This is a genomic window from Pandoraea sp. LA3 (assembly GCF_022696215.1).
GTDB lineage: Bacteria > Pseudomonadota > Gammaproteobacteria > Burkholderiales > Burkholderiaceae > Pandoraea > Pandoraea capi.
This window is the reverse complement of record NZ_PTPY01000025.1, coordinates 37,767-51,122: the sequence shown is the minus strand read 5'-3', so window position 1 is coordinate 51,122 and position 13,356 is coordinate 37,767. Positions and strand designations below refer to the sequence as shown.

The 13,356-nt window shown below is 63.7% G+C and carries 14 protein-coding genes; 4 read left to right on the top strand and 10 right to left on the bottom strand.

All coding sequences use genetic code 11. The features are described 5' to 3' along the window. Positions 1-26: 26 nt before the first annotated feature. A complete protein-coding gene (locus tag C5N93_RS06460; RefSeq protein WP_242558681.1) occupies positions 27-929 on the bottom strand; it encodes an SDR family NAD(P)-dependent oxidoreductase in 903 nt (300 codons plus the stop codon). 127 nt (positions 930-1,056) lie between these two features. Between C5N93_RS06460 and C5N93_RS06455 the strand changes: the two genes are divergently transcribed. Both C5N93_RS06455 and purT read left to right on the top strand, forming a co-directional pair. Beyond that, positions 1,057-1,740: a TetR/AcrR family transcriptional regulator gene (locus C5N93_RS06455; protein ID WP_242558680.1), complete on the top strand. Its 684-nt coding sequence runs from the start codon at positions 1,057-1,059 to the stop codon at positions 1,738-1,740. A gap of 197 nt (positions 1,741-1,937) precedes the next feature. After that, positions 1,938-3,140: a formate-dependent phosphoribosylglycinamide formyltransferase gene (purT, locus tag C5N93_RS06450; RefSeq protein WP_069344351.1), complete on the top strand. Its 1,203-nt coding sequence runs from the start codon at positions 1,938-1,940 to the stop codon at positions 3,138-3,140. 132 nt (positions 3,141-3,272) lie between these two features. Here the strand turns inward: purT and C5N93_RS06445 are convergent, their stop codons facing one another. Beyond that, complete coding sequence (locus C5N93_RS06445) at positions 3,273-3,476, bottom strand: cold-shock protein (protein ID WP_069344352.1); 204 nt, start codon at positions 3,474-3,476, stop codon at positions 3,273-3,275. 1,089 nt (positions 3,477-4,565) lie between these two features. On the opposite strand from C5N93_RS06445, the gene C5N93_RS06440 reads away from it, so the two are divergent. Then, positions 4,566-5,648 (top strand): DUF484 family protein, encoded by a 1,083-nt coding sequence (locus tag C5N93_RS06440; protein WP_242558679.1) that lies wholly within the window; start codon positions 4,566-4,568, stop codon positions 5,646-5,648. Between the two features lie 73 nt (positions 5,649-5,721). Here C5N93_RS06440 and C5N93_RS06435 read toward each other — a convergent pair whose 3' ends face one another. The 8 genes from C5N93_RS06435 to C5N93_RS06400 form a co-directional block, all read right to left on the bottom strand. Then, positions 5,722-6,669: an AEC family transporter gene (locus C5N93_RS06435; protein WP_242558678.1), complete on the bottom strand. Its 948-nt coding sequence runs from the start codon at positions 6,667-6,669 to the stop codon at positions 5,722-5,724. Positions 6,670-6,725: 56 nt separating this feature from the next. Then, complete coding sequence (locus C5N93_RS06430) at positions 6,726-7,469, bottom strand: GntR family transcriptional regulator (protein ID WP_242558677.1); 744 nt, start codon at positions 7,467-7,469, stop codon at positions 6,726-6,728. Positions 7,470-7,571: 102 nt separating this feature from the next. Then, on the bottom strand, positions 7,572-7,892 hold the full coding sequence (locus C5N93_RS06425; protein WP_242558676.1) for a hypothetical protein: 321 nt from the start codon (positions 7,890-7,892) through the stop codon (positions 7,572-7,574). Positions 7,893-8,337: 445 nt separating this feature from the next. Further along, positions 8,338-8,526 (bottom strand): hypothetical protein, encoded by a 189-nt coding sequence (locus C5N93_RS06420; protein WP_150721698.1) that lies wholly within the window; start codon positions 8,524-8,526, stop codon positions 8,338-8,340. A gap of 90 nt (positions 8,527-8,616) precedes the next feature. Further along, the gene (locus C5N93_RS06415) at positions 8,617-8,823 is read right to left on the bottom strand and encodes a hypothetical protein (RefSeq protein WP_242558675.1); all 207 of its coding nucleotides are present in this window, start codon (positions 8,821-8,823) and stop codon (positions 8,617-8,619) included. 534 nt (positions 8,824-9,357) lie between these two features. After that, positions 9,358-9,558 carry a hypothetical protein gene (locus C5N93_RS06410; RefSeq protein ID WP_242558674.1) on the bottom strand — a complete coding sequence of 67 codons (201 nt, stop codon included), beginning with the start codon at positions 9,556-9,558 and terminating at the stop codon, positions 9,358-9,360. Positions 9,559-9,560: 2 nt separating this feature from the next. Next, positions 9,561-11,171 carry a glycoside hydrolase family 18 protein gene (locus tag C5N93_RS06405; RefSeq protein ID WP_242558673.1) on the bottom strand — a complete coding sequence of 537 codons (1,611 nt, stop codon included), beginning with the start codon at positions 11,169-11,171 and terminating at the stop codon, positions 9,561-9,563. A gap of 87 nt (positions 11,172-11,258) precedes the next feature. Beyond that, positions 11,259-12,140, bottom strand: a complete 882-nt coding sequence (locus C5N93_RS06400; protein ID WP_242558672.1) for a winged helix-turn-helix domain-containing protein — start codon at positions 12,138-12,140, stop codon at positions 11,259-11,261. Between the two features lie 332 nt (positions 12,141-12,472). Here C5N93_RS06400 and fghA point away from each other — a divergent pair, with 332 nt between their 5' ends. Then, entirely contained in the window at positions 12,473-13,327 is an 855-nt protein-coding gene (fghA, locus tag C5N93_RS06395; protein ID WP_242558671.1) for an S-formylglutathione hydrolase, read from the top strand. Positions 13,328-13,356 lie beyond the last annotated feature (29 nt).

Here is a 13,356-nt window from a genome sequence, read left to right as displayed (position 1 = left end):
ACGAGATCCTCGGACAGGTGATGGCGTCAGTGCGTGGACGATTCGGTCGTGGTGGCGTGCGCGCTGGCGGTGCCGGTCGCACGCTTGCCCGACATGGCGGAGCGACGATAGAACCAGACGACCAGGGCCTGATAGCTCGCCCCGAGCAGACGCGCCAGCTTGTCGACGCGGCGAGCATCGGGGCCCACGAGCACGCGCCGGGCATTGCGCTGGACACCCGCCAGGATTTGCCGCGCGGCCGCCTCTGCACTTGTCACGTCGATGAGCTTGTTGGCGCGACGGCGATGGGTCTGTGCGTCGATGCCGGTGAACGCGGCGATGCTGTCGTCGATGCGCGACGTCGTCACGATGTTGGTGGCGACGCCGCCCGGATGCACGCAGGTACACGATACGGGCGAGCCCGCCAGATCTAACTCCATGCGCAGGGCTTCGGTGAAGCCGCGTACGGCGAACTTGCTGGCGTTATAGGCCGATTGCGTGGGCATTGCGATGATGCCGAAGAGGCTCGATGTGTTGACGATGTGACCGTCGCCCGAAGCGCTCAGGTAGGGCAGGAAGGCCTGCGTGCCGTGCACCACGCCCCAGAAGTTGATGTTCATCAGCCATTCGAAGTCTTCCTGACGCGCCGTTGCCACAGGCACCGACAGCGATACGCCTGCATTGTTGAACACGAGGTTCACCTTGCCGTGGACTGCCGCCGTGTCCCGTGCCCAGGCGAAAACGGCGTCGCGCTGGGCCACGTCGAGTTGTTGCGACGTCACACGTACGCCGAGCGCGCGGCAGGCAATGGCTGTGTTGGCGACGCTGGCTTCGTCGATATCCGAGAGTGCGAGATGCGCACCTCGGCGGGCGAGTTCGAGCGCGAGCGAGCGGCCCATGCCCGAACCGGCGCCGGTGATCGCGGCGACCTTGTCCGTGAACGTCTTCATTGCGCTGTCTCCGTCTGGGGTGCGTCGTCGCCCATCCGTCTCGTCTTGCAAGGGCGCCCGCGCTACCTATAATGAGGTCATGCAAATTTGGTGTTGCTTGTCACCACTTTAGTTTTCCGTCCGGGTGATGTCAAATAGCGAAATGGAACAAGAACTCGAATCGAGGGATGCTGCGATGTCGGATGCAGTGGCGAAGGCGCCGGCCCGGGGGCGGCGCTACGGCGGTGTAGGTCAGGCGCAGCGTGAGCAGGCACGCCGTACGGCTTTGATCGACGCCGCGACCGAGGTGTTCGGTACCGTCGGCTTTCGCCGCGCCACCGTGCGCGCGGTGTGCGGGCTGGCCAGGCTCAACGACCGGTATTTCTACGCGGCGTTCGCCAACATGGAAGATCTGCTGCGGGCGACCTATGCGCATCACGCGCAATCGTTGCTCGCACAGTTGCAGGCGGCCATCGCGGCGAGCGCCCCGACGCTCGATGCGCGTCTCGATGCCGGTCTCCACGCGTTCTTTTCTTTCCTGCGCAATCCGCATGCGGCGCGTGTGCTGCTACTCGAAGTGATGGGCGTGAGTCCGGAGACGGACCAGACCTATCAGCGCTACATCTTCGAATTCGCGAAACTGATTCTTGGCATGGCGTCGACCCCCGAGCCGGAAGGCGATGAGGCGCAGGCGCAAGCGCGCATCGTCGGCCTGGCGCTTGTGGGCGCCATGACCAACGCGGGGACGGCATGGGTGCTCATGGGCTATCACGACACGGAAGCCTGCATGGTGGCGAGCTGTCGTCGCGTGTTGCGCGGCGCGCTGGCCTGACGCACGACGCTTTCGTCCTGTCGTCCTTTTGACCTTCCGTTCTTGGGTCTCTCGCCCCTGCGATTGTCGAAGGCCGCCGCAGCGGAGGGCAGGCTCGCTACAATACGTCTTTCCCGTACGACGCCCGTGAGGTGAGATCGTCCCGCGCTCACCTTCCCCGTCGTCGCCCCTAATTCCTCACTCTTCAAAGGTCGCAAATGACCACTATCGGAACCCCGCTGTCGCCAAGCGCGACGAAGGTCATGTTGTTGGGCGCTGGCGAACTCGGCCGTGAAGTGCTCATCGCGTTGCAGCGTCTCGGTGTCGAGACGATTGCCGTCGATCGGTACGAGAATGCACCGGGCCAGCAGGTGGCGCATCATGCGCGCACGATCGCGATGACCGATCCCGAGCAACTCAAGGCGCTGATCGAGGCGGAGAAGCCGGATCTGGTCGTGCCGGAGATCGAGGCGATTGCCACGCCGATGCTCGAAGCGCTGGAGGCCGACGGTGTTGTGCGCGTGATTCCGACCGCGCGCGCCGCGCGTCTGACGATGGACCGCGAAGGCATCCGCCGTCTGGCCGCCGAAACGCTGGGTCTGCCGACGAGCCCGTACCAGTTCTGCGACTCGCTTGAGCAGTTGCAGGCGGCCATCGACGGCGGCATCGGGTATCCGTGCATCGTCAAGCCGGTCATGAGCAGCTCGGGCAAGGGGCAGAGCAAGATCGACAGCGCGGCCGATGTGAAGGCCGCCTGGGACTATGCGATGGCGGGCGGGCGCGTGAGCCATGGTCGCATCATCGTGGAAGGGTTCATCGACTTCGATTACGAGATCACGTTGCTGACGGTACGCGCGCGCGGCGCCGACGCCCAGGTCGAGACGCACTTCTGCGCGCCGATCGGACACAAGCAGGTGAGTGGAGACTATGTCGAGAGCTGGCAGCCGCACCCGATGTCGTCCGTCGCGCTCGAACGGGCGCGTCTGATTGCACGTGAAGTGACCAACAATCTTGGCGGGCAGGGTATCTTCGGTGTCGAGTTGTTCGTGAAGGGCGACGACGTGTGGTTCAGCGAAGTCAGCCCGCGTCCGCACGACACGGGCATGGTGACGATGATCACGCAGTGGCAGAACGAGTTCGAGCTGCACGCGCGCGCGATTTTGGGGCTACCGGTGAACACCACGCTGAAGACGCCGGGTGCGAGTGCCGTGATTTACGGCGGTGTGGATGCAAAGGGCATCGTGTTCGACGGTGTCGATCAGGCGCTGCAAGTGCCGCAAACGGACATTCGTCTGTTCGGTAAGCCGGAGAGCTTCGTCAAGCGCCGCATGGGCGTGGCGCTCGCTTACGACGATGATCTCGATGTGGCGCGCAGTCGTGCGGTGGAAGCCGCCAGTCGCGTGAAGCCGCGCGCGGTCTGACGCAGCGCAGTATCGCCCAGCCATGAAAAAACCCCGCCTCGGCGGGGTTTTCAGTTCGGGCGGCGGCTAGGGTTAGCGCACCGCCCGAGGCGCGTCGATCGCGTGAGCGATCGCTCAGCCAGTCACCAGACCTTACAGCGGCTGGATTTGGCTAGCTTGACGGCCCTTCGGTCCCATCTTCACTTCGAAGCTGACCTTCTGGTTTTCTTGCAGCGACTTGAAACCCTTCGATTGGATTTCCGAGAAGTGGGCGAAGAGATCTTCACCACCTTCGTCCGGCGTAATAAAACCAAAACCCTTGGCGTCGTTGAACCACTTGACGGTACCAGTTGCCATTTCTTAAATCCTTAAAGTTTTCAAATGAGCGAGCGAGATGCTCAGCGAGCGCATGACATTAAAGCTGATCAGGTACAACCGAGTTGACGCAGAGGGCGACATTAGATGACACAAGACTCGCCATACAACGTTCATGCACCCGTTTTTTTACGGGAAAGGTGGGAAGGTGTCAAGCAGGGAAACTGTGGGATTGTTGATCCACGCCAGTTTCCAGCCATTTTTCGCTGCGATGCGACATGCATTCGGCATTGCCGGACGGCCGGTCTGCGAGATTGCGCCACATCGCGCCTTCGCCTGCATTCGACGCCATCTCCGTGCCATCGAAGTCTTTGATCGTCCAGCAATCCCTACCCGCCAGCGTGTCAGATTTTCCCGCTTACCGGGAAGTGTGGTGACTGAAGTGAGACATGGCGATGCGTCGTTTCCCAAGCGCGTGCGATGAAAAAATGCAGGGCGACGCGGTGCGCACAGGTGGCGTTGTGGTGCAGACACAACGGGCACGTCGTCAACTCGACGTTTCATGCTTGCGTCATCGCGGCGTGCGCCGAAGTTAGCGCGCTCAATAGCTTATGCCGACCTTATGCATGACTTCATGCCGATGCGCTTCTTGTCTCCGATAGCGCAATGCGTACCTGACGCTTTTGATAGGTGTGTCGATGCGATGGCGGCTGGCGTCCGGTGATTGTGAAGTGGCCGCTGGTGAGTCGTTTCGTTGCATCGCGACGGATCTGCGGCGTAAGGGTGACGTCTGCGATGTTGTGTGCCAGCCTCGCCCGGCACGGTGGACGACTGCCCGCCCGGACATCGTCATGCACCACGATGGGCGGATTTTGTGCGTCGCCGCATAGTTTTCATGTGAAGTTAGTATTTTCCCTAGCACCGCGGAAAGCACGCACCAGTGCTCGATTTCGCGACGGCAAAATAGATTCTCATCACCCTTAAATTTGATGGGCATGTGCCGTTAACGGCCTCATGATGGCCGCGTGGTCGCTTCACGATGGCATTGCAACATGCGTCGTCATGAAGTCATCATGGTGGGGCAAGCACGCTAGGCGGCCGCGCAGTGCCGCGTGTCTTTCGAGACCTTACGTGGCAACCAATCAGGCACCGACGCTCGACGCATTGCAATCGCTGCTGGAAACCGTCCAGCGCAACGAGCGCTCGCTAAAACGTTTCCAGGACATCGAGCTGGCGCTCATGGGCGCGCCGGACTTCGGTCAATTCCTCGAGGTGGTGCTCAATCGTCTGCGTCACGATTTCGATCTGTCCGGCGTGCGCCTGATGCTCGCGGAAGTCGATGACACGTTGCGTGACCTCATCGATACTGCCGAAGGCATCCGTGCGCTGGATGCCGGTCTGTGCATTGCGCAGGATGCCGGCGCTTTCAGCGCCGTATGCGGCAACGGGCAACTCTGGATCGGGGCGCCGCGCGAGCGCCACGCGGCGCTGTTCGGCGCGCGCCCTCCCGCGAGTGCGGTCGTCATGCCGCTCGCCCGCAACGGGCGTCACATCGGCGCGATCGCGCTGGGCAGTCGCGACGCAAGACGCTTCGCGCCTGAAATGGCGACCGATTTCCTCGAACGTTTCGGCGCGGTCGTCGCCGTGTGTCTCGAGAACATGTGGAATCGCGAACGTCTCAAGCGCATCGGCCTGACCGACCCGCTGACGGGCCTGTCGAACCGGCGCTACTTCGATCAGCGTTTGCGTGAGGAGGTGGTGCGCGGCGCACGTTATGGCGCGCCGCTCGCGTGTCTGCTCATCGATATCGATCATTTCAAGCGCGTCAACGACAGCCACGGCCATGCCACGGGTGATCGCGCCTTGCGTGCGGCGAGTGCGTGTATGCGTGCGCAGCTTCGCGTGACGGATACGTTGGCGCGTTACGGCGGCGAGGAGTTTGCCGCGTTGCTCGTGCAGACCGAACAGAACTGGGCGGGGACGGTGGCGGAGCGCGTGCGACGTGCGGTGGCGCGACTGGAAGTGCCTGACGACGAGGGTGCGCTCGTGCCGCTCACGATCTCGATCGGGTTGGCCAGTATCGATCCGCGCGACACTGCGGATCCGGAAACACTGCCGATGCGCTTGCTCGGTGCTGCCGACGCGGCGCTATACACCGCGAAACGCTCGGGCCGGGATCGCGTGGTCGTCGCGCCGTCGGTGAGTCTGCGCTAGCGCGGCCATCCTGCACGCCTGTCGTGCATCGCCTGACGCTCGCCCGTCCCCGAATGTGATGGCGATGCGCCGATCACCGAAGGCTGAACCAGCCGATCAGCAACGATACCGTCACCACCGAAAGCACCGTCGAAATCAGAATCGCGCGTGATGCGACGGCGGCTTCACGTCCATACAGTTGCGCAAGCATGAACGGTCCGGTGCCGATGGGCAGCGCCGAGAGCAGCAGCGCGCTATGTGCCCAGATCGCTGGCAGGTCGAACACGCGGAATGCCAGAAACGCGGTGATCGCCGGCTGGAACACCAGCTTCAGCCCCACGAGACGCCCCACCGCGTGAGCGATGCGCGGCTCCTTCGCGGCCCCCGCACTTTGCGCGAGAAACATGCCGATCGCGACCAGCGCGCATGGGCTGGCGGCGCCGCCGAGCAGCGTAGTGAAGTGCAGCACCGGGGCGGGCAGTGCGACGCCGGCAGCCGCGAACGCCATGCCGGCGAACGGCGAGACGACCAGCGGATTGCGGATCAGCGCCCGTATCACGAAGCCGGCGGTCCGACGCCAGTCGGGTGTCGCTTGCAGATCTGTCTCGATGATCGCGATCGAGATCGCGAAGAGGACCGTCGCCGTGAGCAGCATGGCAACGACCACGGCCGGCACACTCGCCGGGCCGAATGCGACAAGACACAGCGGGAAACCCATGAACCCGGCGTTCGGATAGGCCGCGCCCATGCCTTCGATGCTCGCGTCGGTCAACCGTCCGCGGACTGTGCGGTCGAGCAGGAACGACAGCGCGAACGTGGCCGCCATCCCGCCGCCGAAAGCGCCCAGGAACCCGGGATTGAAGAGTTCCGCCCAGGTGATTTGCGCCATCGACTGGAACAGCACGGCGGGCAGCGCGAGGTAGACGACGAAGCGATTGAGCGCGTCGAGCGCGGTGGCGCCGAGCCAGGCGCGACGCGCACAGAGGTAGCCCAGGAAGATCAGGCCGAAAACAGGAAAGGCGGCGGAGATGACGGCTTGCATGATGGCGGGTCGGTGCGATGCCGCCGGTTCGACGGCATCAGGTCCAGTCGGTCGGTTCAGTTCGATGGTGTCAGGCGGGCGAGCCATTCACGACGCGCGTTCCCGCCGTCCGCCTCGGTGTGTTCGCGGGCCGCGGATTCCGCGCCATCGGCGTCGCCTGCCGCAATGCGCGCCACGATTTCGCCATGCTCGTGCCAGACGACTTCCTGCATCGGCAGCGCGTCGAGCGTCGCTGCCATCGCGCGCATGATGTGCGGCCATTGCGGCGCCACCGTCTGCGCGATCAGCGGATTGCCCGACGCATCGTGCAGTGCCGTGTGGAACGCCACTTCGACACGCACCTGACGCGCCACCGGCGTACCCCGTGTCATCGTCATGCCCGCCGCGACAGCGTCCTGCAAGCGGCGCAAGTCGGGCGCAGGCAGCGTGCCGTCGACCACGCGATGCGCGGCGAGTCGGGCGGCCAGTCCGTCGAGTGCAGTGCGCACCTGATAGAGCTGACGCAAATGATCAGGGTCGATCGGCGCGACTTCCAGTCCCTGACGTCCGCTGTCGCAGACCAGGCCGTCGCGCTTGAGCAACTGCAGCGCATGGCTGACGGGTTGACGCGACACGCCGAGCGAGTCCGCCAGTTCCGCCTGCCGGATGCGTTCGCCCGGGGGGAGCGTGAGGTCGGCGATGGCGTCGCGCAGGCGCGAGTAGACCTGATCGATGAGGACCGGCGAACTGGCCAGCGGCGCAAGCGAGGGCTGTGCGCCCAGCGAGTTGCGCTGGGCGTAGGAATCGGCGGGAGACGGCATGTCATTCCGGCCTTCGCCGGTGATCTGTGATATCTGGAATTCCGAATTCTACGCGTAACGACGGACGACGGCGCGATTTTTTCGTAACAGCGCAGGGCGGCGTTAATCCAGCTCCGGCGGCCAGACAGGTGCTGATGAGGTGGAAGAGGTGGGAGAAGTCGGAGAGGCCGTACGCGCAGGCGTCTGCAAAAGCGCCTGCATGGTGGTGCGCGTGCGCTGGAGGCGCCGCGCGAGCGCCCAGGCTTCGGCTTCGGTTTCGAACAGCCCCACGATCAGGTGCGGTTCGGCGGCGAACCCGTCCGAAAACAAGCCAACGTTCTTGGCGATCATCTCGCTGGCGCGTTCGACGGAGACCGTGTACTGGCGCGGCGAACGATACTGGTTGACGACGACGGCAAAGGCGCGGGAGAACGCGTCGGACATGCGGAAACCTCCTCTGTCGGCATGGCGCGATCCCTGCTGATGTTGCGGCGGGAGCACGCACATGGCGTTGCACTTCCGGTGATTGTAGGCGATGGCGCGCCGCATGGCAGAACAAAACGGGACAACGCGCGAGACGGCGCGATAGCGGCAGAATCCAGGGGGTGTGTCGCTCGGCAATGCCGCATAAAAAAAGCCGCCGAGCGGGTCGGCGGCGCAACAGAGAGGGTGACAGCGCAACCGAAGTTGCCGTAGATCAGCGTAGGTCGCGGCGATGACATCGTCATGACCGCCGACAGGATCCGAAGGGAATACGCATCCGCTGCCGCGCACTTGGTTCGCACGTGGCGCAGGCATCGAAAGTCGCGAGAAAAAGCCGCTCACTGCGTGCTAGGCACGCTGTCGACCTTCCTCGTTCGACGCGGGTCTTTCTGAAGCGCGACGCCGGCTATACGAGCACCGGGAGCGCCTCCACGACCAGGAACGCGACGAGCGCACCGACCACCGCGCCAGCCGCGCGCAAGCTATAGCGCGTGGTGCGGGTGGCGACTGGGATGCCGCCAACGAGTAGCGCACCGGCCACTGCCATCGGCAGGAACAAGGTCAGGTCGTAGAGATTGAAGTGGAATGCGGGCATCGTTCTTATCTCCTCTCCTATGTGCCTTTCCACTATAGGACGCTGTTCGAGGATGCCCAAATTTGGTGCGACGCAGCATGTTGCTGCCTTTCAGTCCTCCTGACGGATCGCGTGCATCTTGCGGCGTGCGTTCCACATCGCCATGTCTTTGCGCGTACGTACGCGTTCGCTGATGTTGATGCCGGTCGGTTGCGCTTGCGATTTGGAGACGGTGACGTCACTCGCCTCGCTGCGCGCCTGCACCATCATGACGAGCGTAAATAGCGAGGCGGCTAGCGCCAGCAGGATCAGCTTCATAAGGCCCCCGGTGAATCCCTGGTGAATCTGGTCGTTATTGATCGTTATTGATCGTTATTGGTCGTTATCAACCGCTATGGCCATGAAGGCCCGACAGGATCGTTGTGATCGCCATCGTGCGTCGTCGCGCTCGTTCTGGTCAGCCCTTTACAAGCGCCGTGCCGACGGGCGTTTCGCGACGCGTCTTTCATGCACTGCTGAGGGACGTCGCTGCCACAACTGCCTGACAGGCGGGTGCCGGGGCCTCGGGGTGTCACTACCATTTGCATCGCCGGCATCATAGCGGGCGAATGTGACATCTTTCCGGGGTTTCCCAAAACCTGGCCGCGCGACGCAGCGCAGCAAGGCGTGACGTGTCCTCTACCGTATAGCGACGCGTGCAGCGAAAAGTTTAGAAATCGTGACGATTTTTTCCTGACATGGGCCGTGAACGCTATATCGATGCGCTCACGGCCCGTGCTTAGCGGGCACAGCGGCAGGCAGGGCTGTCGACGTTGCCCACGTTTTCTACGCTTGCTACGTCCCAGAACGGACTTACGGTTGCCCGGAAATGTCGTGGTTTTGCCGACCGCGCGCGGCATTCTCCGGAAGCGCCATCGCCGCGAGCGATGCGACTGCCGCCCCTGCCTGCGCGAGTTCGTGCATGACGTCCGGCGACATGCCGAGCGACACCGAAAGCCCTGTCAGGCCGGCCCACGTCGACGGTTCCAGCAGTCGAGACAGGAGAAAGCGCATGATCATTCTCCCGTCGACTCGTCGAGCGACGTCTTCCCGCTGAAGTAGAACGGCGTCATGTCGATGTGCGACACCGTCGCCTTCTGCCCGAGGCCTTCGTGTGCGGCGTTGGCCAGCACCCCGTTGTCCTGGTCGATGGTCCATGTGAAGAGTCCGCCGAGACCGTTGCGTTTGACGTAATCCCCCTTGGCCCGCACCGTGCGTGGCGTGTCGAGCGACATGAACAGACCGCTGGACGGTTGGTACAGAAAGTCCGCGTCGGCGACCGGATCGGTGTAGAGCGTGAAGCCATTACGCGCCGTGCCGTTTTCCAGATCGAGGTAATTGCGCAGCACGTCGTAGTACTCCGTCGTGCCCGATTCGAACGTACCGGCGGTGATGTCGTCGCCCGGCGAATAGGTGCCCGACAGGGCGCTGACCTGTGCGATTTGCGCCTGAAGCGCGTTACGCGAGTAGGCCGCGTAGCCGATATGCACTTTGGCGAGGGGCACGCCGGCCTGCCGCAGCCAGTTCACCGCACGGTCGATGGAGAAGCCACCGGCGTCGGCCGGGTTCGTGTCGTGCAGATTGGTGTGATGAGCGAGCGTCGGGGCCCACGGCGTGCCGAAGAAGTCGTACGTCATCAGGTTGATGCGCGAGACGCCAGCCGCAATCAACCCCGGCAGATTCGCGTGACGCATGTCGGCCACGTTGGCCGAAGCGGCGATCGAGATCTCCACGTCCTTGCGTCCTGCGGCCACGAGGGCCTTTTTCAGATCGCTAACGAGCGCTGCGTAGTTCGGACCGTCCGTATCGTCGTACACGTTGCCGTCGTCGCCGGGTGAGCCGGGGTACTCCCAGTCGAGATTGATCTCGGTAAACATCGGGAAGCGCTTGAGCAAGTCGACGACGCTCGCACAGAACGTCTTGCGTCGCGCGCTGGTGCCGGCCATGCCGTGAAACGCCTGACTCATGGTCCACCCACCGATGGCGAGGGCGAGTTTGAGCGCCGGATTCTTGGCGTGCAACAGACGCAATCCGCCGAGCACTCCCTGCGCGCGTGACTGCTGGAACATCGGAATGACATCGTTGCTGACCCATCCCGGAAAGCCGCAGTTGCGATAGGCGAGCACGTCGCCCCAACTATCGACGAACGTGGCCTGATCCGGCTTGCGTACGAAGTCGGTCGCCGCGCGTGCAATCGTTTGTGCTTTCTCACCCTGATCGCCGACGATGCCCGCGAAGCCCACGATCAATCGGTCGTAGGCGAAGGGGTCGAGCAGCATCAGATCGACGCCGCGTCCGGCGGCCTCGTTGCTGAAGTCGCCGTCGAGACGTCCGTCGTATTGCGACCAGTCGGTGTAGTAACCGGAGACCTCGAATGCGTTCTTTGCGTAGCGGTTATAGACACGTCGGGCGACCCGCGCCGAGGTGTACGACAGTTGCGTCGTGCCGGTTGCGGGATCGAAGCCGTTCTGCGCGTAGGTCGTTTCGGTTGCGCCGTCTTGCGGGTCCGTCGGGTAGACGAGTTCGCTTTGCGCGGTGGCCGTTGCTGCTTGCGAGGCGGTCTCGGTGATCTTTGAGGTTTGTTGAGGTGCGCGGGGCGTCGGGATGTTACGCGTGGTATCGGACATGCTGTGGCTCCTGAGAATGAATGGACAGGTGCCGTCGCCGGGCGGCGCTGGCCGCTGCGGCATCGGCGTAACCAGCGTCGCGTTCGCTCAGCGGTCGCGCCAGCGCAAACGACGTGTCAGCGCGCGCAGTGCGTGAAGTGCGAGGCGAGCGCGATGCCACGTCGCCGACATCCCCGTGCCGGCGCGTTGCGATGCGCCTGGCGTTTGCGCTGATACGTCTGTCGGATCCGGGGTGCGTGTAAGCGCGGTATCGCAAGACGCGAACCGATAACCGACGCGTGGCACCGTGACGATGTGCCGGTGCAGCCCGAGCGGAATGAGTTTGCGTCGAAGGCGGGAGACGACCTGCATCAGGTTCGTGTCGTCCTGATCGGGACGCGCCGGCCAGAGCATCGCGATGAGCGTACGTTTGTCATGGACGACATCGACGGGGGAACGTAGTGCACACAGCAGGCGGTACTCGATCTGCGGAATCTTCACGATGACGCCATGGCGTCGCACCTCGCCGTGCCCGTCGCGGGCGACGCCATGCTGAAGCGGCAACGCGAGCGACGTGACGCCCGTCGAATCGTCAATGCATAACGCGTCGGTCATGGCATGAGGACGTTCGCTACCGCGGTCCGCTATCGACGGCCCGGTGGTGGGCTCGGCGGTGGGCGTAGCGGGCGAGGGCGACGGCATGTCGAAGCGATACCCGACGCGGGCGACGGTGACGATGGCGCGTTGCAGACCGAGCGGGGCGAGCGAGCGCCGCAGACGCGAGACGAGTTGCACGAGCGCGGCGTCTTCCATCCATTGGGCGCGCCGTCCCCACAGCGCTTGCATCAACGCATGCTTCTCGAACGCCGTGCCCGCACGCCCGGCGAGCAGCACCAACAAACGCTTTTCCTGCTCCGACAGACGTGCGGCAATGCCGTTGTGGTGGACGAGATTGGTCACATCGTCGAGATCGAAAGGCGACTTCGGCATGGGGCGCTCCTGGTAACGAGTAAGGGACGCCAACCGTAGCGACGCGTATTCGCCTGTCACAAGGCATCAAGCGAGCGCAAGCCCATCACAGCACGCCATAGCCCGACGGATGCGGGGCAGGTGGCGGAGGCATGGCAGACAACGCGTCGGCCCTGGCGTGCGTCGACAGGTGCGCTGTTCTCGTCGAGTGCCTAGGCGATGTCACGCATCGCGCCCGCAAGGTAAGATAGCAGCCATATGTCGCCACAGGCGGCCGGTCGGGCTCGACGCATGAGAGGCCGCGTCACCGCCGGATGCCATGGCCGACGCCCCGTACACTCCCGGATCCCGTCATGCTCGAACTCCTTTCCGAACATCGCTGTTTCGGCGGCACGCAGCGTTTCTATCGTCACACGTCGTCGACCATCGGCTTGCCGATGCGTTTTTCGGTCTTCATCCCGCCACAGGCGCGCGACGGCCGCGCTGTCCCCGCACTGTTCTATCTCGCGGGTCTCACGTGTACCGAAGAGACGTTCATGATCAAGGGCGGCGCGCAATGGCTTGCCGCCGAGCACGGTGTGGCGCTGATCACGCCTGACACGAGCCCGCGAGGTGCCGGTGTGCCGGGCGAGACCGATGCGTGGGACTTCGGCGTAGGGGCAGGGTTTTACCTCGATGCGACGCAGGCGCCGTGGTCGACGCACTACCGCATGTACAGCTACATCGTCGACGAGTTGTATGGCCTGGTGACGCAGTCGTTGCCGGTCGATGCCGAGCGCATCGGGATCTTCGGACATTCGATGGGGGGGCATGGCGCCTTGACGCTCGCGTTACGCAATCCCGACAAGTTCCGGTCGGTCTCGGCGTTTGCGCCGATTGCCGCGCCGATGCGTTGCCCGTGGGGCGAGAAAGCGTTCACCGGATATCTGGGCGCAGATCGCGAGACGTGGCGTCAGTACGACGCGAGCGAACTGATCGCAAAGGCGGGCAAAGCCGTGTTCCCGGGCGGCATCCTGATCGATCAGGGGCTAAACGATCAGTTCCTTGCAGCGCAACTGCATCCGGACATCTTCGAGCGCGCCTGCCGCGAGGCGGGGCAGCCGCTCAATCTGCGTCGTCAGGACGGCTACGACCACGGCTACTACTTTATCCAGACCTTCATGGCGGACCATCTGTCGCATCACGCCGAGCATCTGCGCGCGTACTGATCCGCCACCCGCTCACCGTCTTCCGACTG